Source organism: Halobellus inordinatus, from assembly GCF_024498335.1.
Lineage (GTDB): Archaea > Halobacteriota > Halobacteria > Halobacteriales > Haloferacaceae > Haloquadratum > Haloquadratum inordinatus.
In genome coordinates, this window is sequence record NZ_CP101825.1 from 97,819 (window position 1) to 116,444 (window position 18,626).

Consider the following 18,626-nt stretch of genomic DNA (forward strand, 5'->3'; position numbering starts at 1 on the left):
ACAAACCACGTACTACGCACTGTGCGTGGAGAACTGGCAGTTGACTCGGTGTTTGCCACGGTTCGTAGCCGAAATCAAAAGGTAAGCCGCCCACGCCGACAGTCGTTACACAATCAGGTAGCTCGAAGCCCTCTACAGGGTACGAGTAACGGCTTCGTGGCAAAGCCACTGGCTGACTGTCCAGCAAACCTTAAACTCCCAACCTTCAGGATTGACCTGCCCGGCCAACACCGGGTGGGAGGCCCGCGTCTTTAGCGCGGGAGGATGTCACCAGAGCGGAACCGCGTTCGCGACGAAGGCGTTGATCACGTCAACGCACGTGATCCGGTGTCGGCGGCGCCGATGCATATTACACTACTGGCATCGGTAATCCCGCGTACGGAGGTGACCTCAAAGCGATGCGGCGACGTCCTCGCGCAGTATTAACCGCGGTGATCTGCCTCGTCGGCGCTGTCGTCCTGTTCGCCCTCACGGTTCATCCGTTCCAATACGGGATTGTCGAGGGCGTGATCGTGGCCGGCGCACTGGTGGCCGCGGCGCTATTCGAGACGGTGCTGGACGACACGTCATTCTGATAGGGACTATCGTAAGTCCGCATAGATTTCTCGCCGGACGGTACGGCGAGAATCTCCGAACAGTGACGATAATCCCTATGAGTGAGCGGAGGAGGACGCGACGTACCGCCGCTGCTCGTCGTGAGTTCCGGTTACGTTCCGGCCCGCGATTCGTTCCGGGCGGCCTCTGGGTGGACACGATGGGACGCAATGTCGACGCGCCAGACGTTGCCGCGCCGGCCGATGCGTGAAAGCGACAGCCGTACCGATTCGCCTGGCTGCAGCGACGCGAGCGCGTCACGCGTGGACTCGTCGGTGTACTCGACCAACTGGTAGGTCGCGTGCGTGGTCGTGGACCGAACGGTCAGCGCATCGTGTGGGTTCATCGCGGTGACGACAGTAAACGAATCTGTTTCGGTCATCGGTATCGGACTCGTTATGTCCACTATTCCTCCGACTTGCTTCATAAACATACTCCACTAGGTGTTCTAGGTGTATATTCTAGATATACTACATCGCCGGTTGGGGCCTCCGCGATCCGCGTTCGGAGGCAACCCGCATCGTCGGCGTTATGTCGGTCCCCGTGAAATCGGTGCTATGGACCTCCTGGGACGCCTGTTCGCCGACGAGGCGGACGAACCGCGGGTCGCGCTCTTCGTCGACGGCCCGAACGTCCTCCGCGACGAGTTCGACGTCGACCTCGACGACGTACGCGAGGCGGCTGCAGCCGTCGGGCAGCTGACGGCGATACGGCTCTATCTCGACGAGCACGCGACGCCGGGGCTCATCCAGGCGGCGGAAGCACGCGGCTTCGAGGTGATTGTCACGAGCGGCGACGTCGACGTCCGACTCGCTGTCGACGTGACCCGCTTTGCCGTCGAAGACCGTGCGGACATCATCGCTATCGCCTCCCGCGACACCGATTTCAAGCCCGCGATCGAGACGGCGAACTCCTACGGCTGTCGGACCTTCGCGATCGCCCCCGGCGAGTTCGGCCGCTCGGACGCCCTGCGGAACGCCGCGACAGAGCGCGTCACACTCGAAGAGGAAGAGGAAGACGAGGACAGCCCGACCCTCGTCGGCTACGACGCGTAAGCGTCGGAGGCGGTGCCGTTCGCGAGGCGCGCGACGACCGCGACGCGTCATCGTCCTGGCCGCCCATACCGACCTTTCCGCCACACCGTCCTTTCCGCCCAGCGACAAACGGGCGAATTTTTTGAGTGGCGAGCCGAGGGGCGCGTATGGAAGATCTCGGCACGCCGGTGCTCGACAACCACCTACATCTCGACCCGGCGCACGGCCGTGGCCTCGACGCCGTCCGCGACTTCGCGCGGCTCGGCGGGACGCACCTGCTCGTCGTGAACAAACCCTCCTGGCTCCTCGGCGTCGAACCCGAGACGGGTGAGGGTTTCCGCCCGGTCTTCGAGACGACAATGGACGTGGTCGAGGAAGCGACCGAGTTGTTGCCGGGCCGGGCGTGGCCCGTGCTCGGCGTCCATCCGGGTCTGGTCTCGAAGCTCGTCGACGACCGCGGGTTCTCGCCGGCGGACGCGAGCGCGTTGATGCAGGCGGGACTCGACTGCGCCGCGGAGTACGTCGCCGGGGGCGACGCGCTCGCGCTGAAGTCCGGGCGGCCGCACTACGACGTCTCTGACGCGGTGTGGGAAGCCTCGAACGACGTGATGCGCCACGCGTTCTCGCTGGGCGCAGAACACGACTGCGCCGTCCAGTTGCACACTGAGGCGACAGACGACCTGACCGAGGTGGCCGGGTGGGCCGAAGCGCGCGGGCTCTCAGCTCACAAGGTGGTGAAACACTACGCCGGTGGGACGCTCGCGGGCCCGACGCCGAGCGTGATGAGCAAGAAAGATCGCCTGGAAGTCGCGGCTGAATCGGGTGAGCCGTTCCTGATGGAGACGGATTTCGTCGACGATCCCGACCGTCCAGGGATGGTGCTCGGTCCGAAGACCGTGCCGCGTCGCGTGCGATGGCTCCTCGAATCGGGGTACGACGCGGCCGTCGAGCGCGCTCACGTCGAGACTCCCGCCGACGTCTACGGGATCGACACGCGTGCGGCGCTGTCACGCTAGTCAAGCGCTCGTCGGGACCCTCGACAAGAAAGGCATTTGAATCCCGGCGGAAATGGTGGAATATGACCGAGGCCGAGGAGACTTACTACACCGAAGAACGCTGGCAAAACTGGCTCTCGCGCGTCGAGGAAGAAGAGCTCGACCCCGAAAACGAGGACTCCGCGCGATTGCTCTTGAATCTGCAGGACGACGCGGCCATCGCGGTCGCGAAGATCGTCTCTGCGTACGAGGACGGACGGCTCGAAGACGAGGAAGCGATCGAGGAACTCGAACGCGTCCGCACGATCGTCCTCTCCGAGCCCGAACTGGACATCGAAGACGAGGCCGCGCGCGAGGACAAAGTGATGCTCATCGACGGCGTACAGACGAGTCTCGTCTGCGTCTTCTACGCTGCGGAGGAGTACATCGTCGCCGGTGCGGCCGAAGAAGCGCCGCTGACGGAGTACGTCGAGGCCGCCGCCGCTGCAGAGCAGGATGACGATATGGACGCGGCGCTCGGCTACCTCGTGCAGGCCGGCACGCGGATCATCGAGGGCGACGAACTCGATATGGCCGTCGTCGAAGAGCTCGAATACGGGCTCGTCTCCGAGTGGGTCAACGGACTGGACAGCCTCCAGAGCGCGATGAGCGATCCCGAAGTCGTCGAAGAAGAAGAAGACTGAGCGGCACGCGTCGTCGCGACGGCACTCGCGGTGGCCGGGAGTGACAATCAGTCGATCATTCCCGTGACCGGGACGCGAGCGTTCGTCGCCGACGTGATCTCGGCCTCGATTCGTGCCGCTTTGCCGGCATATTTTTATCCACCAGTCGCTGATTCCGGGGTATGTCTCTCGGGGGCGACGACAGGGCCGTGACGGTACAGATCGGAGCGGTCCTGCTCCTGGGGTTTCTCGTTATCTCACTCTCGTTGTATCAGGCAACTGTCGTTCCGCAGGAGAACCGACAGATCGAGTTCCAGCACAACCAGCGCGTTCAGTCAGATCTCCAGGAAGTCCGGAACACGATCCTCGGCACGGCCGCGACAGGATCGTCAGCGCCGGTCAGCGTCGAACTTGGGACACGATATCCCACGCGCGTCGTCGCCGTGAATCCCGCGCCACCGAGCGGGACGCTCTCGACGTCGTCGCTCGGGACGGTTCAGATTCGGAACGCGACGGCCGACGACCGCGCCACCACGGAGGAGGACTACCCCGAGACCGCGGACTTCTGGAACGGGACGACGCACAACTACACCACGAAGTCGCTCGTCTATCGGCCGAGCTACGCGAATTATGACGGCGCGCCCGCGACCGTTTACGAGAACGGCATCGTTTACAACCGCTTCCGCTCGGGAAATCTCACTCTCACCGATCAGCCGATAGTGTCGGGGCGACGAATCTCGCTCGTCACACTGTCCGGAGACCTCTCCCGAGGCGGTGCCAGTACACTCGCCGTCGATCCGCGAGCGGTGAGCGTCTCGACGCGCACGATCAGCATCTCGAACGAGAGCACGAGCGAGAACGTCTCGATCTTCGTTCCCTCGGAACTGAATCGCCAGTCGTGGCTCGAACTCCTGAATCAGACCGGTGAGTACGATCCCGCCGCGGATCCGAACGACGGTGGATACGTCTATCGGGTCGAAGAGCGACCGGACGGCATCGAACTGTTCTTCGAGCGAGACGTGACTTACCAACTGAAACTCTCGAAAGTCGGGGTTGGGACGAACGTCGACGACACGGAGCCTGCGTACCTGACGAGCGTCGAGGACCTGACCAAGAGTCCGTTCGCTGGACGGACGTATCCGTTTGTCGTCGAATCCCGCGACAAGTACAACAACCCGGTCGGAACGTCCGTACTCGGAGACAGTCAGAGCGGAACCGTCCCCGACGGTGTCGTCGTAGAATCCGGGCGCTATCGGTATCAGTACACTGCTGGAGCGGCAGGGCCAGACTGGGTGAACGTGACTTATCGGACAGCGGCCGGTGGCGTATACGACGTGAGCAGCCCCGCTTTCGAGGGAGACCGAAACGAGAACATACAGTACACACTGGACGTTCAGGCCGCAGGTGGTGGCGGCCCTGACGATGGTGGGTCGGATACGTCGGCGATCACGATTGAGCCATTCGACATTGACGATAAAAGTAAATCAAACAGAATAAAAGGTAAAATCCAGGCAGTGACCGCCAAAGATAGCGACAGCGATGATGACGTCCAAGAACTCACTATCGAACTTGTTGATGGAAATGGAAACAGTACCCCTATCGAGTCGGATACAAGTTCAGGAACTGGTTCTCTAACCATTACAGACAAGAACTTCAACGAAAAAAGGGAAACCGATCCGTACGTGGTGCGTGTGACTGCCAAAGATGCTGACGGCAACGTCGAAGTAAAGGAGAAAGCCGTCGGATGATAGACACCCGCGCCCAAGCAGAGTCCCTCGGAACCGTCCTCTTCCTCGCGGTGGTGATTGTCAGTGCGACGACGTTTGGTGCATACTACGTCTCCTCTCAAACTGGAGGATCTAACGGGGATGCAGCAGGCGCAGCCGGCAGCGCGAGCGGGACGCCGATCGAGATCACGATGACGGCGACCGAAGAGTCACTCACACTCTCGCACAGCGGCGGGTCATCGGTATCCACGGACGCACTCCGGGTTGTCGTCACAAACAGTTCTGGAGAGTTCTCGTACGCCTTCGCGTCCGGACAGATCCGCAATGGCGGCGGTGGAGACGGACAGTTTGACCCGGGTGAGACGTGGCAACTCGGGTGGGATCAGGCCGCCGGATCGGAGGTCACCATCTCGGTGATAAATGACGCGACTGAGACCCTCTTGCTCCAACAGACGACGACGATCGGATCACCCATCGAATCGGACGCCGACGGGAGCGCGGACGGGACAGATGCGGCCGAGCGGACGCTCGTGGTCGACGCCGGGCCGCAGCAGGCCGTCTCCGGCGAAAAGGGCTCTGCGGTAGGCCTAGACGGGAGCACCAGCGCCAGCGGAGACGAGGTCACGTATCAGTGGGATATTGTCGATTACGACGGCGTCTCGACCGACGCCGTCGCGGTCGCGGACGCTGATTCCCTCGATTCGACGTTCAAGGTCCGAGAGAACGTTACAGACGCGAATCACACAGTTGTCGTAGAACTGACCGTCGAGAACGCGACGGCGACCGGAGAGGATCGAACGACAGTGACGGTCGAACAGGCTAACCAACCGCCGATCGCCGACGCTGGCGACGACAAAGAACTCCGTGCTAACGAGGAGGATGACGGCGACGGTCACCCCGGAGAGGGACCGCCTGAGCACGCTGGACCAGACAACATCGGCAGGGGCGAAGGGGGAGCGCTCACGGAACCTAGTGTCCCGAGTGCAGCGGTGATCTACCCCGTATCGATCGAGGCCGTCCCAATTGCAGCGGCCGACGACGACGACGCGGATGAAATCGGAGGGACGTTCGTCGAACTCAATGGGACCGGGAGTAGGGATCCAGACGGGGACGAACTGAGTTACGGCTGGGAGATCACCAATCGTGACGGACTCACCGAGGAGACCATTACCCTCGTGGATTCAGAGAGTCCGACCCCGAAAGTGGTGCTCGTCGGTGCACCACCATCCGATACCCGGAAGGTCACGGTTGAGCTAACGGTATCCGACGTCGCCGGCGCGACTGACACCGACCAAGTGAACGTGAGAGTCTACCCAGAGTCCGACGATGACGACGGGTTCTGGGGTGACTTCTGGGACGGCTTCTGGGACGACATCTGGGGTGACGACGATGACGAGCCCCGAGGTGGCGGCGATGGCTGGGATTGGGGTGATATCTTCGGTGGGATCTGGAGATGACTCTCGGCCGACATTGTATACCGAGTCGCACCTCTCCGCGTACGCTCGGCATCGTCGACCCTGTCTTTACTGTTAGACAATCGTCGACACCGCTATCGACAAAACAATAAGCGAACCACGAGATGGGAGAGGTATGACTGCCGTCGGCATCGACGCCATCGAACTCTGGTCTGGGAAACTCCGCCTGGACCTCGCGGAAACGTTCGCGCCAGTGAAGGGCGAAGACCCCGGAAAGTACACGAAAGGCATCGGTATCGAGTATTCCTCGCTGCCCGATGTCTACGAGGACATCGTCACGATGGGCGCGAACGCGGCCAAGCAACTGATGGACCGCAAGGGCCTCACGCCCGAGGACATCGGTCGGATCGACGTCGCGACCGAGTCCGCCTTCGACAACTCGAAGCCCGTTTCGACGTACATCGCGGGCTGTCTCGAACAGGTGTACGACGGCGACTTCCACCACGCGAACAAGGGCGAGCGGAAGTTCGCCTGCCTGTCGGGCACGCAGTGTCTCGACGACGCGTACAACTGGATCCGCGCGGGGCGAAATCGCGGGCGCGCGGCGCTCGTGATCGCGACCGACACGGCGCTCTACGAGCGCGGCGACCCAGGTGAGGCGACCCAGGGTGCGGGTGCGGTCGCGATGCTCATCGACGAGGAGCCGGACATCGTCGCGCTCTCGACAGAGCAGGGCTACGGCAGCGCCGACGAGACCGACTTCCTGAAGCCGAATCAGCAGTTCCCGAGCGTCGACGGCAAGCGCTCGATTCAGGTGTACCTCGCGCGGATGCGCGAGGCCCTGGAGGACTACGAGTCCGTCGCCGGCGACACTCACCCCGAGGACTTCGTTTACTTCCCGTTCCACACGCCGTATCCGGGGATGGTCCGAAAAGCCGCGTTGCTCGGCTACCGGCACATCACGCGCGACACCGAGATCGAGGACGCCCTCGCCGACGACATCGGGATGCAGCCGCGCGAGGAGAACTACGAGACGCGCGAAGACTACGAGGAGGCGATCCGCGCGTATATGGACGAACTGAAAGGGACGCGTCAGTATCAAGAGTGGTACGAGCAGGCGATCGAGCCGACGATCCAGGTCTCCGGGCAGGTCGGCAACTGGTACACAGCCTCGGTGCATCTCGCTCGGCTCTCGGCCCTTCGCGCGGCCGCGTCCGAGGACGTCGACCTCGCGGGCGAGAAGATGCTCGTCGGCTCCTACGGCTCGGGCGCGCAGGCGGAGATTCACGCTGAAACCGTCCGCGACGGCTGGCGCGAGGGCGTCGAGAGTCTCGACGTCGACGCGCAACTGGCGGACCGCTACGATCTCTCCTTCGAGGAGTACGAACTCGTCCACGACGTCCACAACCACCAGAAGGAAGTCGAGGTAGAGGAGTTCACCCAGCCCGAGGGCGAGTTCGTCTTCACCGGTTGGGGCCGGATGAACGAGCGGCGCTACGAGTACGTCGAATAGGTCGCTACGAGGAGCGCGGATCGGCGGCAGCGACTGTTCTTTCTCTCGCGGTGACCGCAGTCGAGTACCTACGGGAGTCGCCGCAGGTCGTCGAGCATCTCGTCGAGATCCCGATTCGAGATCGCGAGCGAGAAGCCGTCGATCGTGGCGAGCGCGGGCGCGTGCTCCCAGAGGTCGTCCTCGGTAAGCCCGTGGAGGATGACGGCGTTCGGCGTCGGATTGACGACGCGCATCGCGACCAGCGGCGACTCCCCGCGGGTGACACCCGTGAACACCAGCGCGCGCGAGGTCGACTGGCCGTAGAGGCGGTAGAACTCCTCCGAGGAGAGACGCGTGATCGCTTCGATGCTGTTGATAACGGTGTGGCCGCTGATCCGGTCCTGATCGCCGCGGACGAGTTCGGTCGCGTCCATCGCGTCGTACAGCGTCTCCAGCGGGATGGACGTCGGATACTCCCGGAGGTCCTGGACGATGTCGCTCTCGAATCCCGCAGAGATGACGCGAGCGTACTGGCGGATGCGACCCCCGCCCCGAGATTCGTCGATATCGAGGAGCGCCTCGACCATCCGTCGGACGACGCCGATGCCGGGGCTCTCGCGCCGCCCGCTCTCGTAGTCGGAGATGACCGACGAAGAGACGTCCAACTGTTCGGCGAGCGCCGTCTGTGAGACGTCGAAGTCCGTGCGCCACTTGCGAAGCGTCGCGCCCGGATCGTCACTCAACGTAATTTCGCCCGCGATTCGCCGTGCGAGATCCTCTCGAGGGACCGTCGTCACGGCTTCCAGCCCTCCGCGATCGACCGCTCACGATACATACTGCTGGGAACTGGGGGAGGCGGCCGCAAAAGCGTATCGAACGGGGGGTTCGACGAACGCCGAGAGTATAACCGCCGGGCGGGGCCGACAGGATCGCTGTCGCGGGGCGAGCAGCGGTGTAGCAACGCACGAACGTTCAAGTCTGGTCGGGCGTAGAGTACCGTCGTGCCATCGACGCTCGTCCACGTCGCGCTCGCACTCCTCATCGCCGCCGCGCTCCTCGGAGAGGAGTTCGACGGTCGGAGCGCACTCGTCGTCACCGCGGCGACCGTGCTCCCCGACCTCGACGTGGCGCTCGAACCGATCCTCTCGGGCGCACACCGCTCTGTCGGCCACACGCTGCTCTTCCCCGCGGCCCTGTTCGCCCTGCTGTGGTGGGACGACCGACGCGGCGCCGACGCGATCGTACGCCAGCGATACGGCAACCGCGGGCTCCGAGTCGCGGTCGTCGCGGTCGGCTGCCTCTTCGGAGCCGCGATCGTCCCCGACCTCGTCGTCGGGGGCGTGAACGCGTTCTATCCACTCCACGATACGTTCTACACGGTCGACGGGCGACTGTTCTACTCGACGGACCGCGGGTGGGTCCAGACGTTCGTCGATCTCTCACCACCCGAGACGGAATCACGGCGCACGACGGAGAACTTCGCGTTCCGGACGGTGTTGGACGCCGAACCGACACTCGGCGTCGAGACGGCGAGTGGCGACGGGAGCAGCGGCTCGGGGCAGCCACAGCGCGTCGAGCGCATCTTCCCGGTGGCGATGACGGGCTTTCGCGCGTGGTTACTGCCCCTCTCGGCATTTGTGACCGCCGTCCGACTGTGGCAGACGCGGCGCGCTACCGGAGCGGGCGCGGGCGTCGAGGAGTGATCGGACGGTCGAGCCTTCACCACCGGTTCGACGGAGATGGCAGCGTTCTTGCGCTCTGGACATCGAGTGAGACTGATGACCGAGCAGGCAACGTCGGCCGACGCCACGATCAGATCGTACGACACTGATACCGACCGCGACGCGCTCTGGGAGCTGAAGCGCGGGTTCGAGCTCGGAATCGGCGCGGACACCGGTGGCGAGGAGAAGGGCGCGGTCTACGAGGAAAAACTGACGGCGGAGTACCGCGAGCGCTGGCTCGCGTGGGTCGACCGCTGCGTCGACGAGGATCCAGACAGCGTCCTCGTCGCCGTCGACGAAGCGGCAGCAGCGGAAAACAGTGAGAACGGCGACGGCGACGTCGTCGGCTACGCGTTCGTCCTCCCGGAATCGCTGGCGTTCGTCTGGGACGCCGCGATCCTCAACGAGATCTTCGTCGCTCCCGGCTACCGCGGAACGGGCGTCGCCGACGCGCTGATGAACGCCGCCGTCGAGAGCGCGCGTGCCCAGGACCTCCCGCTCGATCGGATGGTTCTCGACGTGGACCGCGAGAACGACAGAGCACAGGCGTTCTACGAGCGATACGGCTTCGAACACTGGGGCGAGATGGTCGCTCGCGATCTGTGACGCAGAGCGACCGATAACTCAGATTCGGAGCCTCACGCGCGCCCGGGCGTGGCGAGCGCACCGAGCGCCCCGCCGAACGCGCCGAAGACGAGCGGGTAAACGAGCCCTGCGAGCAGAATCGCCGTGACTAGCGTCGGTCCGGCCGTGGCGTCGCCGACGTCGACGGTGAAGACGAACGCGCCGACGACCGCGAGCGGGAGGTAGCCGAGGATGACCGATGCGCCGCCGACCGCGCCGGCCATCGGGGTCTCGAACCGGCTCAGGGCCGCCACGAGCGCTCCCGCGAGTGCGAGCGCGACCGGCGGGAGTACGAAGAGCGCCGCGGAGAACGTGTCGCCGCGCCCGACGAGGTTCACGGCCGTCGAGCCGAACAGCCCGGGGATCTCGCTGGTGACGAAGTGTGCGTTGTAGAACACCCAGCCGACCAGTTTCCACGTTCCGGGCTCGCCCGTGGCGATCTCTAGAACCCGGGCCGCAAGCGAGTTCGAGATCTGCTGGCCGGTCACTGCGTACGTGAGCGCGTACGAAACGAGATACGCGAGGACGCCGCCCAGCCCGGCGATACCGAGCGTTCGACCGTCCGGGGCGTAGCCTCGCCGCGACGTCGGTGTCGACTCGGATCGTGCCATCGGTTCCACGTGCGAGTACTCCTATAGGTGTCTTGTGGTCGAGTGAGACGCCGACGAAGTCGCCGTCGGCAAGCACCCAGTTACTCGATTCCGGTCGCCGGTTTCTCGCGGCGGCCGGTGATCTCTTCGGGGCGCAACCGGTAGAGCGTGTACTCCAGCTCCCGAGGCGGTTCCTCGTAGATGGTAAAGAACGGGATGTCGATCGAGCGGATCGCCTCGACGACCGTCCCGTCGATACTCGCTTCGGGGATCTCCACCAGCGGCCCGCGGACGACGACGGACTCCCAGCCGCTGCTGCCCTCGGCGGTGACGACGAGCGCGGCTCGATCGGAGCCGGCGAGGTACTCGCGTTTCTCGGAGTCGGTTCCGAACCCGAGGCGGAGATACACCTCGCCGGCGTTGGCGTCGTACCCGTAGGAGACAGGAATCGCGTATGGGTCGTCGTCGCTGGCGAGCGCAAGCACGCCGACGCCGCCCGTCCCGAGCAGTTCGTCGATCGCTTCGCGGTCAAGCACGACAGCGCTCTCGTCTGCGGACATACGTGACAATAGGTGCCACGGAACCATAAACTGTCGCTCGATTATAACAAAAGGGAGCCGTTCGGGAGCCGGCACCGACAGCGCGCGATCTGCGCGGTGCCACCCCGCAACCACTAAACGGGCCTCGCTCCTTCCACCGGTAATGACGGACTGGACCGAACGGTACCGCCCGACGACGTTGTCGGAGGTCCGCGGCAACAACAAGGCCCGCGACGCCCTGAAAGAGTGGGCCGACACGTGGGACGACCACCGCGAGCCGGTCGTCCTCCACGGCGCGCCCGGCGTCGGGAAGACCTCCGCCGCCCACGCCTTAGCGAACGATATGGGCTGGGAGGTCGTCGAACTCAACGCCTCCGACGAGCGGACGGCAGACGCCATCGAGCGGTTCGCCGGACGAGCCTCGCGGAACGCGACGCTCGCTGGGTCGGTCGGCGGCGACAGCGGCGGTCGCCAACTGGTGATAATGGACGAGGCCGACAACATCCACTACCAGTACGACCGCGGCGGCAAGCAGGCCGTCACGCGCCTGCTCAAGGAGGCCAACCAGCCGATCGTCCTCATCGCCAACGAGTACTACGATATGTCGAACGGGCTGCGGAACGCCGCCCAGGAGATCGAGTTCCGCGACGTCTCGGCGCGCTCGATCGTCCCCGTGCTCCGAGACACCCTGCGGAAGGAAGACATCGAGTTCGAGGAGGAGGCGCTCGAACGGATCGCCGAGGCCAACAGCGGCGACCTCCGCGCGGCGGTGAAAGACCTGCAGGCGACCGCCGACGGGAAATCCCGGGTCACGCTCGAAGACGTGACCACCGGTTCGCGAAACCGCGCGGTCGGCCTGTTCGAGTTCCTCGACGCCGTGCTGAAAGAAAAGCCCGCTCAGGAGGCGCTACAGACCGCCTACGACGTGGACGAGACCCCCGAAGACCTTCTCAAATGGGTCGAAGACAAGGTCCCGCTCGTCTACGAGGGCGAAGAACTCGCCCGCGCCTACGAGTTCCTCGCGAACGCCGACGTCTGGACGAGCCGGGTCTACGCGACCGACTACGACTACAGTTGGTGGCGCTATGCGACCGACAACCTCGCCGGGGGTGTCGCGGCCGCACGCGACCACACTCGCGGCGGCTGGACGCGCTACGGCGGCGCGCCCTATCGGTCGACGCGGGACGCGACCCGCGACGAGGTCGTCCGCTCGATCGCCGAATCCGGCGGCTTCTCGATGTCGACCGCTCGGCTCGACGTTCTGCCCTTCCTCGCGGCGATGACGCACCACTGCAAGCCCCGAGAGCTGACCGTGGCGATGGCCGCCTGGTACGACCTCGACGAGGCGGCCGTCTCCTACATCACGGGGAGCGGCGAGACGACGAACAAGGTGCAGTCGATCGTCGAAGACGCTGCCGACCTCCGAACTGACGAACTCGAAGCACACGCGGGTGGGGCGTTCGCCGGCGGCGACCGAGGAGCTGGCGACGCCGAGGCCGGCGACGGGAGCGCCGGTGCGGACGCGAGCGACGACGAGGGCGACGACTCCCAGCAGACGCTCGGCGCGGAGGTGCTGGACCGCGACGAAACCGAGACCGACGACGGGGCCGACGAGGCCGACGCGGCGGACGACGACGGTCAGGCCGGACTCTCGGACTTTATGTGAGTTCGGAGGTGCCTACCCACGTCGCCGCCGCGTCGAGTATCGGGCCGCCGAACGCGGTGAGTGGAGCGAAGAGTGCACCGACGACCACGGCGGCCAGGCTTCCGGTGAGAAGCAATCCGACGAGCGCGCCGCCGACGCCGCCGAGCGCGTAGCCAGCCGTCGCACACCGCAGGCCACGTTCTCGCGAGGTGTCACGGAACAGTACCGTCACCAGCGCACCGAGCGCGATCGGGAGCCCCTCGACGATGGCTGCAACGAGGAGCCCACCGAGGAGAACGCCGACCGTAAATCGGGCGAGGCCGACGGTCGCACCGATCGGCGCGTCCTGGATTCCGACCGGCGAGCCAGCGGCGAGTGCGCCGACACCGATCAGGATCGCGATGGCGTGGACACCGACGAGCGTCCAGGTGAGACGTCGTCCGAGCACCGTCGCGACGAGGAGGCTCAGACCAGCCAGAAGCGGCAGGACGACGAACGTCGCAGCCGCAGCGAGGAGGAGGACGAATCCGGGGCCGGGGACGTTGGTCACGGGCGGCGCTACGGAGAGCGCCGGTAAGTGCTTTCCCGCAGTTCGTCGCAGAAAGAGAGGACGGCAGTCCCGATCAGAGCAGTTTCGAGAGGAACTGCTCGCCGCGGTCGGTTCGCGGGTTCTCGAAGAACGACTTCGGCTCGCCGGTTTCGACGATCCGGCCCTCGTCCATCAGGACGATCCTGTCGCCGACCTCGCGGGCGAAGCCCATCTCGTGGGTGACGACCATCATCGTCATCCCGTCGTCTGCGAGCCCGCGCATCACTTCCAGCACTTCCCCGACGAGTTCGGGGTCGAGCGCGCTCGTCACTTCGTCGAAGAGCATCACTTTGGGGTCCATCGCGAGCGCCCGCGCAATCGCGACGCGCTGCTGTTGGCCGCCCGAGAGCTGATTCGGGTAGGAGGCCCCCTGTTCGAGGAGGCCGACGTCTTCGAGCAGCTCTTCGGCGCGAGTGCGAGCGGTCTTCTCGTCGATACCGCGGACCTTCCGCGGCGCGAGCGTGATGTTCTCAAGTGCCGTCTTGTGCGGGAAGAGGTTGAACGACTGAAACACCATCCCGATGCGCTGTCGAAGCCGGTTGATGTCCGCGTCGGGGTCGGAGATCGACCGCCCGTCGAGACGGATCTCACCTGCCTGGATCTCTTCGAGGCGGTTCGCACAGCGCAACAGCGTCGACTTCCCGGACCCTGAGGGACCGACGACGACGCACACTTCGCCGTCCTCGATGTCGAGAGAGACCTCCTTGAGGACGTGCGTCTCGCCGAAGTACTTGTCCACGTGGTCGAACTCCAGGAGGGCGTGGTCCGCAGTCATTGGGACTCACCGCCCCAGTCCGAACGGGCTTCGAGGTACTCGACGAGGCGACCCATCGGAATCGTGATCGACAGGTACGCGATCGCGACCAACACGAGCGGCGTCCACGGGTCGAACGTGGCGCTGTTGACGTCGCGGAACTGTTGGATGAGTTCGGGAATCGCGATGACCGTCAAAAGCGAGGTGTCCTTCACGAGGATGATCTGGTCGTTGCCGACCGCCGCCAGCGCGTTGCGCCACGCCTGTGGGATGACGACTTCTCGCATCGCCTGCACGTATCCCATCCCGAGCGAACGCGCGGCCTCCATCTGTCCGTCGGGCACCGCACCGATCCCGCCGCGGACCGCCTCGCCGACGTACGCCGCGTGATTCAGCGTCAGCGAGATGATCGCCGTCGGAAGCCCCCAGTTCGAGATCGGGAACGTCCCCGGCCACAGCGTCGGGACGCCGAAGTAGACGACGAAGATCTGAAACAGCAGCGGCGTCCCGCGGAAGAACTGGACGTAGGCGGCGGAGATCCCGCTCGTGATCCGCGTCTTCGAGACGCGCGCGAGACCGACGAAGATCCCGGACGTCACAGAGAGCACGCTCCCCGTGACGACGATGCCGAGCACCAGCCCGTAGGCTCTGATGAACTGCGGGAGGATCGTCGGGATCAGCCCGTAATCGACCTGGACGGACAGAATGTACAGAACGAGCAAGACGACGCCCAGCGCGAACAGACTCGACAGTCCGACACCGAGATACTTCAGCGTCTGATCGTCGAAAAACCCGTCCGCGGTGGCGTTGGCTTCGGCCGGCGCGCCCGAGTATGAATCTGCCATAGTTGGGACGAAATACAGATCTGTCGAGGGTTATCCCGAGAAGTACTCCGAGTAGATCTCGTCGTACGTGCCGTTGTCCTTGATCGTCGCGAGCGCCTCGTTGACGCGCTCGCGGAACTCGTCGTCGTCCTGACGGAACGCGATACCGTAGTTCTCGACGGTGAGCGTCAGGTACGGCGGTGCTTCCTGTCCGCTCTCGGCGGCCGCACCTTCGCCTTCGAGGAACACCACGTCGTCGCGTTCGTTCGCGAACTCGGCGTTCACGGTGTTGTCGTTGATGATGGCGTTGACCTGGCCGTTGATCAGGGCCTGGAACGCGCCGGAGATCTGGTCGTACTTCTTGAGGTCGAGGTCGCCGTCGAATTCCTCTTTCAGCTGTTCGGCGGCGTTGGCACCCGTCGTGCCCTTCTGGACGCCGATCGGCTGTCCCTGAAGATCCGCCTTCGAGGAGATCGAACCGCCCTCACGAACGATGACCGTCTGGTAGGCGGTGAAGTACGGATCCGAGAAGTCGACTTCCTGCGCCCGCTGGTCGTTGATCGTCATCGCGGACATGATGATCCGGAAGTTGTTGTTGTTGAGCGAGGGGATGATCGAGTCGAAGCTCGTCGGCTTGAACTCGTAGTCGATCCCGAGCTGGTCTTCGAAGACCGCCGCTGCGATGTCGACGTCGAATCCCGTCAGTTCACCCGAGGTTGTCTCGTACTCGAAGGGACGGTACGGGATGTCCGAGCCGATGACGACCTTCGAGGGGACGGCCGATTCCGTCGTCGTCGCCTCGGTTTCACCCGATTCCGTCGTCGGCGACCCGCTGTCGCCGGAAGTCGTTTCAGTTGCCTCTCCACCAGACCCGCCGCCGGTACACCCGGCGAACAGCCCGCCGGCGATGACGCCGGCACCAGTCTTCACGTAGGTCCGTCTGTCCATAACACCGTTGAGTTATAGAGAGGAATATAACAACGTGTCGTTTCGGTATACGTCCGTTCACCCAACTAACGGCTTTTCGACCGCTCGTGGGACAAAATTCGATCCGGCGGCGACGTCGTGCGATTAATCCGAGTCCCCCTCGCCGTGGGGCGATTGGAGAGGCGCAGTCGGCGCAGTCGGCCGGTTACATCGTGGGGCGTCGCGCCGGATCGATCGAGTCGGGGTCGCGTCGCGGGTCAGTCGCTTCCGGGAACGCCGCGCGAGCCCGCCGAGTCGGCGCCGCGTCGAACCGTGTACCACGCGACGGCGACGAGCCCGAGCGCAGCGAGGCTGCCGGCGATCGAGACGTACTGGAGCGTCCCACCGTACACCAGCCGACCGACGACGAGCAACGAGACGACGACGAGCGCGGCCGCGCCGGCGAGTCGGCGAACGCGGCGTGACGCTCGGGCCGCGTCCGTGCCGGCCGTCGGCGACGACCACACGGCCGTGGCGAGGAGCGCGGCGTAGGTACCGAGCCCGAGGAGGTAGTAGGCGGCCTGTACGGGCGGGCCGAACGTGACGAAGGCGTGCGGCGTCAGTGCGAGGAGGACCGGAAGCAAGAGCCCAGCCGTGGTGAGCGACTTCCGCATCCGATCGTAGCTCACGCCGGCGGAGCCGTACGTCCACGCCGCCGCCAGTGCGACGCCGGTGAAGATGATCGACGCCGTGCTGAAGTGCGCCAGCAGGATCGCCCACTGGTAGGTCTTCACCGTGAGCGCGCCGAGGATGATCTGGGAGGGAAGCAGAATCGTCGCACCGGCGAGCGCGAGACGAACGCGTCGGTCAGCGCCCTCGCGCCACGCCAGGATCGTCGTCCCGAGGACGAGGAAGCCGGTGATCATCGCGACGAGTCGGTGGAACCACTCGATGAAGCTACTCCAGTTCGCCGGGAACAGTCCGAGGAATCCGTCACACAGCGGCCAGCGGCCGGCGCAGGTCAGCCCCGCGCCCGCCGCCGCAGTGTACACGCCGAGCACCATCAGAATGCCCGTGAGCGCGGCTGAGATGCCGACGAGCCGACGGAGACGTGTGTCCATATCCACGGCTCGGGACCGGAGATACTTGAATCGCTCTCTCGGCGGGCGAGACCCTCGGTCGGCCGTCGATGACGAGCGATGTGACACCGAGGCCGCGACGGTTTCGACACGTTTCAAGTCGCAGCGGCGGTACCCGGAGGTATGACCGACGAGACACCGCCGACTACGGCTCCGGACGACGACGCAGACCGGGACCGAACGCAGGAACACCTCGATCACCGCCGCGAGCGACTGACCGAGTTTCTCGACAGCGAGGGACTCGATGCGATCTGGTTCGGTCAGCCGAACTCCTTCGCGTGGCTGACGACGGGCAGCAACGTCGTCGACCGCGACGCCGACGTGGGCGTCGCCGCCGCCGGGTACACCCGCGACGACGGCTTCGTCGCCGTCACCAACAACATCGAAGCCGAACGGCTCGCCGACGAGGAACTGCCGGAGCCGTTCGATATCACGTCCGTCCCGTGGTACGAGTCCTCGCTGGCGTCGGCCGTCGCAGACGCGACCGCGGGCGCGGGCGCCGCCGACTTCGACGTCCCCGGATTCGACGAACTCGACGCGAGTCGGCTCCGCCGCCCGCTCTCTGCGACGGACGTCGAGCGGTACCGAGCGCTCGGCCGCGACGTCGCCGACGCGCTCGAACGCGTCGCGCGCGAACTCCAGCCCGGCGACACGGAACACGAGGCCGCCGCGGGGCTCCGCATCTCGCTCGCGACGCTGGGGATCGAAGCGCCCGTGACGCTCGTCGGCGGCAGCGAGCGCGCGCAGACGTACCGCCACTTCACGCCAACCGGTGCACAGCTCGGCGACTACGCGCTCGTCTCCGTGTCCGCCGAGCGCGGAGGGCTCTACGCCAGCGCGACTCGGACCGTCGCGTTCGACAGCGCGCCGGCGTGGCTCGCGAGCCGTCACGAGACGGCGATGCGCGTCGAGGCGTCGGCACTCGACGCGACGCAGCGCGCAGTCGGGGACAGTGAGAGCAGCGGCACAGCCGGCGACGTCTTCGACGCCATCACGGGCGCGTACGACACACTCGGCGAACCCGGCGAGTGGCGAAACCACCACCAGGGCGGCGCTACCGGCTTCGACACGCGCGAGTGGATCGCAGCACCCGAGAGCGACGAACCGATCGAGGCACCGCTCGCGTACGCGTACAACCCGACGGTCCGCGGCGCAAAGTCAGAAGACACCGTGCTCGTCACCGAAGACGGGGTCGAAGTCCTGACGAGCACCGGCGAGTGGCCCACCCGCTCTGTAACGTCGGCCATCGACGGGTCGGCGTTCACCATCGAGCGGCACGACGTCCGCACGCTCTGACGCCGGGCGGGGGACACTCTCCGAAGTAGCACGCCGGCCGTCGTAGCGAGTGACCAATCCGTACGTCGTCTGTCGAATGA

At 65.1% G+C, this 18,626-nt stretch carries 20 protein-coding genes; 11 read left to right on the forward strand and 9 right to left on the reverse strand.

Translation table 11 applies throughout. From position 1 onward, the window contains the following. Positions 1-431: 431 nt before the first annotated feature. Entirely contained in the window at positions 432-575 is a 144-nt protein-coding gene (locus NO362_RS00370) for a hypothetical protein (protein WP_256545704.1), read from the forward strand. A gap of 131 nt (positions 576-706) precedes the next feature. On the opposite strand, the gene NO362_RS00375 is transcribed toward NO362_RS00370, so the two are convergent. Continuing rightward, positions 707-976 (reverse strand): DUF7999 family protein, encoded by a 270-nt coding sequence (locus NO362_RS00375; RefSeq protein WP_256545705.1) that lies wholly within the window; start codon positions 974-976, stop codon positions 707-709. Positions 977-1,151: 175 nt separating this feature from the next. Between NO362_RS00375 and NO362_RS00380 the strand changes: the two genes are divergently transcribed. From NO362_RS00380 to hmgB, 6 genes are all read left to right on the forward strand, one after another. Beyond that, on the forward strand, positions 1,152-1,649 hold the full coding sequence (locus tag NO362_RS00380; RefSeq protein WP_256545706.1) for an NYN domain-containing protein: 498 nt from the start codon (positions 1,152-1,154) through the stop codon (positions 1,647-1,649). A 146-nt stretch (positions 1,650-1,795) separates the two neighbouring features. After that, positions 1,796-2,644, forward strand: a complete 849-nt coding sequence (locus NO362_RS00385; RefSeq protein WP_256545707.1) for a TatD family hydrolase — start codon at positions 1,796-1,798, stop codon at positions 2,642-2,644. A 62-nt stretch (positions 2,645-2,706) separates the two neighbouring features. Then, the gene (locus NO362_RS00390; RefSeq protein ID WP_256545708.1) at positions 2,707-3,306 is read left to right on the forward strand and encodes a DUF2150 family protein; all 600 of its coding nucleotides are present in this window, start codon (positions 2,707-2,709) and stop codon (positions 3,304-3,306) included. A gap of 161 nt (positions 3,307-3,467) precedes the next feature. Beyond that, entirely contained in the window at positions 3,468-5,033 is a 1,566-nt protein-coding gene (locus NO362_RS00395; RefSeq protein ID WP_256545709.1) for a hypothetical protein, read from the forward strand. Next, positions 5,030-6,469: a PKD domain-containing protein gene (locus tag NO362_RS00400; protein ID WP_256545710.1), complete on the forward strand. Its 1,440-nt coding sequence runs from the start codon at positions 5,030-5,032 to the stop codon at positions 6,467-6,469. Before NO362_RS00395 ends, NO362_RS00400 begins: the two co-directional genes overlap by 4 nt. Positions 6,470-6,602: 133 nt before the next feature. Continuing rightward, positions 6,603-7,940: a hydroxymethylglutaryl-CoA synthase gene (gene hmgB, locus NO362_RS00405; RefSeq protein ID WP_256545711.1), complete on the forward strand. Its 1,338-nt coding sequence runs from the start codon at positions 6,603-6,605 to the stop codon at positions 7,938-7,940. 68 nt (positions 7,941-8,008) lie between these two features. Here hmgB and NO362_RS00410 read toward each other — a convergent pair whose 3' ends face one another. Continuing rightward, complete coding sequence (locus NO362_RS00410; protein ID WP_121569834.1) at positions 8,009-8,716, reverse strand: helix-turn-helix domain-containing protein; 708 nt, start codon at positions 8,714-8,716, stop codon at positions 8,009-8,011. Positions 8,717-8,920: 204 nt separating this feature from the next. Between NO362_RS00410 and NO362_RS00415 the strand changes: the two genes are divergently transcribed. Further along, positions 8,921-9,622, forward strand: a complete 702-nt coding sequence (locus tag NO362_RS00415) for a metal-dependent hydrolase (protein WP_256545712.1) — start codon at positions 8,921-8,923, stop codon at positions 9,620-9,622. A gap of 75 nt (positions 9,623-9,697) precedes the next feature. Further along, positions 9,698-10,246, forward strand: coding sequence for a GNAT family N-acetyltransferase (locus NO362_RS00420; protein WP_256545713.1), 549 nt, complete (start codon positions 9,698-9,700; stop codon positions 10,244-10,246). A gap of 32 nt (positions 10,247-10,278) precedes the next feature. Here NO362_RS00420 and NO362_RS00425 read toward each other — a convergent pair whose 3' ends face one another. Together NO362_RS00425 and NO362_RS00430 are read right to left on the reverse strand one after the other, a co-directional pair. Beyond that, entirely contained in the window at positions 10,279-10,875 is a 597-nt protein-coding gene (locus NO362_RS00425) for a DUF7978 family protein (RefSeq protein WP_256545714.1), read from the reverse strand. Positions 10,876-10,955: 80 nt separating this feature from the next. Continuing rightward, positions 10,956-11,414, reverse strand: a complete 459-nt coding sequence (locus NO362_RS00430; RefSeq protein ID WP_256289085.1) for a pyridoxamine 5'-phosphate oxidase family protein — start codon at positions 11,412-11,414, stop codon at positions 10,956-10,958. Positions 11,415-11,556: 142 nt separating this feature from the next. Here NO362_RS00430 and NO362_RS00435 point away from each other — a divergent pair, with 142 nt between their 5' ends. Further along, positions 11,557-13,059, forward strand: coding sequence for a replication factor C large subunit (locus tag NO362_RS00435; RefSeq protein ID WP_256545715.1), 1,503 nt, complete (start codon positions 11,557-11,559; stop codon positions 13,057-13,059). Here NO362_RS00435 and NO362_RS00440 read toward each other — a convergent pair. The 5 genes from NO362_RS00440 to NO362_RS00460 all read right to left on the reverse strand — a co-directional run bounded on the left by NO362_RS00440 (position 13,052) and on the right by NO362_RS00460 (position 17,232). Further along, positions 13,052-13,588, reverse strand: coding sequence for a hypothetical protein (locus NO362_RS00440; protein ID WP_256545716.1), 537 nt, complete (start codon positions 13,586-13,588; stop codon positions 13,052-13,054). The genes NO362_RS00435 and NO362_RS00440 overlap by 8 nt on opposite strands. A 73-nt stretch (positions 13,589-13,661) precedes the next feature. Next, positions 13,662-14,402 carry an amino acid ABC transporter ATP-binding protein gene (locus tag NO362_RS00445; protein WP_121569840.1) on the reverse strand — a complete coding sequence of 247 codons (741 nt, stop codon included), beginning with the start codon at positions 14,400-14,402 and terminating at the stop codon, positions 13,662-13,664. Continuing rightward, complete coding sequence (locus NO362_RS00450) at positions 14,399-15,226, reverse strand: amino acid ABC transporter permease (RefSeq protein ID WP_256545717.1); 828 nt, start codon at positions 15,224-15,226, stop codon at positions 14,399-14,401. Before NO362_RS00450 ends, NO362_RS00445 begins: the two co-directional genes overlap by 4 nt. A gap of 30 nt (positions 15,227-15,256) precedes the next feature. Further along, positions 15,257-16,153 carry a basic amino acid ABC transporter substrate-binding protein gene (locus tag NO362_RS00455; protein ID WP_256545718.1) on the reverse strand — a complete coding sequence of 299 codons (897 nt, stop codon included), beginning with the start codon at positions 16,151-16,153 and terminating at the stop codon, positions 15,257-15,259. 236 nt (positions 16,154-16,389) lie between these two features. Next, positions 16,390-17,232 carry a COX15/CtaA family protein gene (locus NO362_RS00460; RefSeq protein ID WP_256545719.1) on the reverse strand — a complete coding sequence of 281 codons (843 nt, stop codon included), beginning with the start codon at positions 17,230-17,232 and terminating at the stop codon, positions 16,390-16,392. A gap of 141 nt (positions 17,233-17,373) precedes the next feature. Here NO362_RS00460 and NO362_RS00465 point away from each other — a divergent pair, with 141 nt between their 5' ends. Further along, positions 17,374-18,546, forward strand: a complete 1,173-nt coding sequence (locus NO362_RS00465) for a M24 family metallopeptidase (protein ID WP_256545720.1) — start codon at positions 17,374-17,376, stop codon at positions 18,544-18,546. Positions 18,547-18,626 lie beyond the last annotated feature (80 nt).

Bases quoted from the DNA above. Each gene is read 5' to 3' on its own strand.
- NO362_RS00420 (WP_256545713.1), top strand. From the start codon at position 9,698: ATGACCGAGCAGGCAACGTCGGCCGACGCCACGATCAGATCGTACGAC.
- NO362_RS00450 (WP_256545717.1), bottom strand. From the start codon at position 15,226: ATGGCAGATTCATACTCGGGCGCGCCGGCCGAAGCCAACGCCACCGCG.
- NO362_RS00460 (WP_256545719.1), bottom strand. From the start codon at position 17,232: ATGGACACACGTCTCCGTCGGCTCGTCGGCATCTCAGCCGCGCTCACG.
- NO362_RS00375 (WP_256545705.1), bottom strand. From the start codon at position 976: ATGACCGAAACAGATTCGTTTACTGTCGTCACCGCGATGAACCCACAC.
- hmgB (WP_256545711.1), top strand. From the start codon at position 6,603: ATGACTGCCGTCGGCATCGACGCCATCGAACTCTGGTCTGGGAAACTC.
- NO362_RS00465 (WP_256545720.1), top strand. From the start codon at position 17,374: ATGACCGACGAGACACCGCCGACTACGGCTCCGGACGACGACGCAGAC.
- NO362_RS00385 (WP_256545707.1), top strand. From the start codon at position 1,796: ATGGAAGATCTCGGCACGCCGGTGCTCGACAACCACCTACATCTCGAC.
- NO362_RS00395 (WP_256545709.1), top strand. From the start codon at position 3,468: ATGTCTCTCGGGGGCGACGACAGGGCCGTGACGGTACAGATCGGAGCG.
- NO362_RS00455 (WP_256545718.1), bottom strand. From the start codon at position 16,153: ATGGACAGACGGACCTACGTGAAGACTGGTGCCGGCGTCATCGCCGGC.
- NO362_RS00445 (WP_121569840.1), bottom strand. From the start codon at position 14,402: ATGACTGCGGACCACGCCCTCCTGGAGTTCGACCACGTGGACAAGTAC.
- NO362_RS00435 (WP_256545715.1), top strand. From the start codon at position 11,557: ATGACGGACTGGACCGAACGGTACCGCCCGACGACGTTGTCGGAGGTC.
- NO362_RS00430 (WP_256289085.1), bottom strand. From the start codon at position 11,414: ATGTCCGCAGACGAGAGCGCTGTCGTGCTTGACCGCGAAGCGATCGAC.
- NO362_RS00400 (WP_256545710.1), top strand. From the start codon at position 5,030: ATGATAGACACCCGCGCCCAAGCAGAGTCCCTCGGAACCGTCCTCTTC.
- NO362_RS00380 (WP_256545706.1), top strand. From the start codon at position 1,152: ATGGACCTCCTGGGACGCCTGTTCGCCGACGAGGCGGACGAACCGCGG.
- NO362_RS00390 (WP_256545708.1), top strand. From the start codon at position 2,707: ATGACCGAGGCCGAGGAGACTTACTACACCGAAGAACGCTGGCAAAAC.
- NO362_RS00425 (WP_256545714.1), bottom strand. From the start codon at position 10,875: ATGGCACGATCCGAGTCGACACCGACGTCGCGGCGAGGCTACGCCCCG.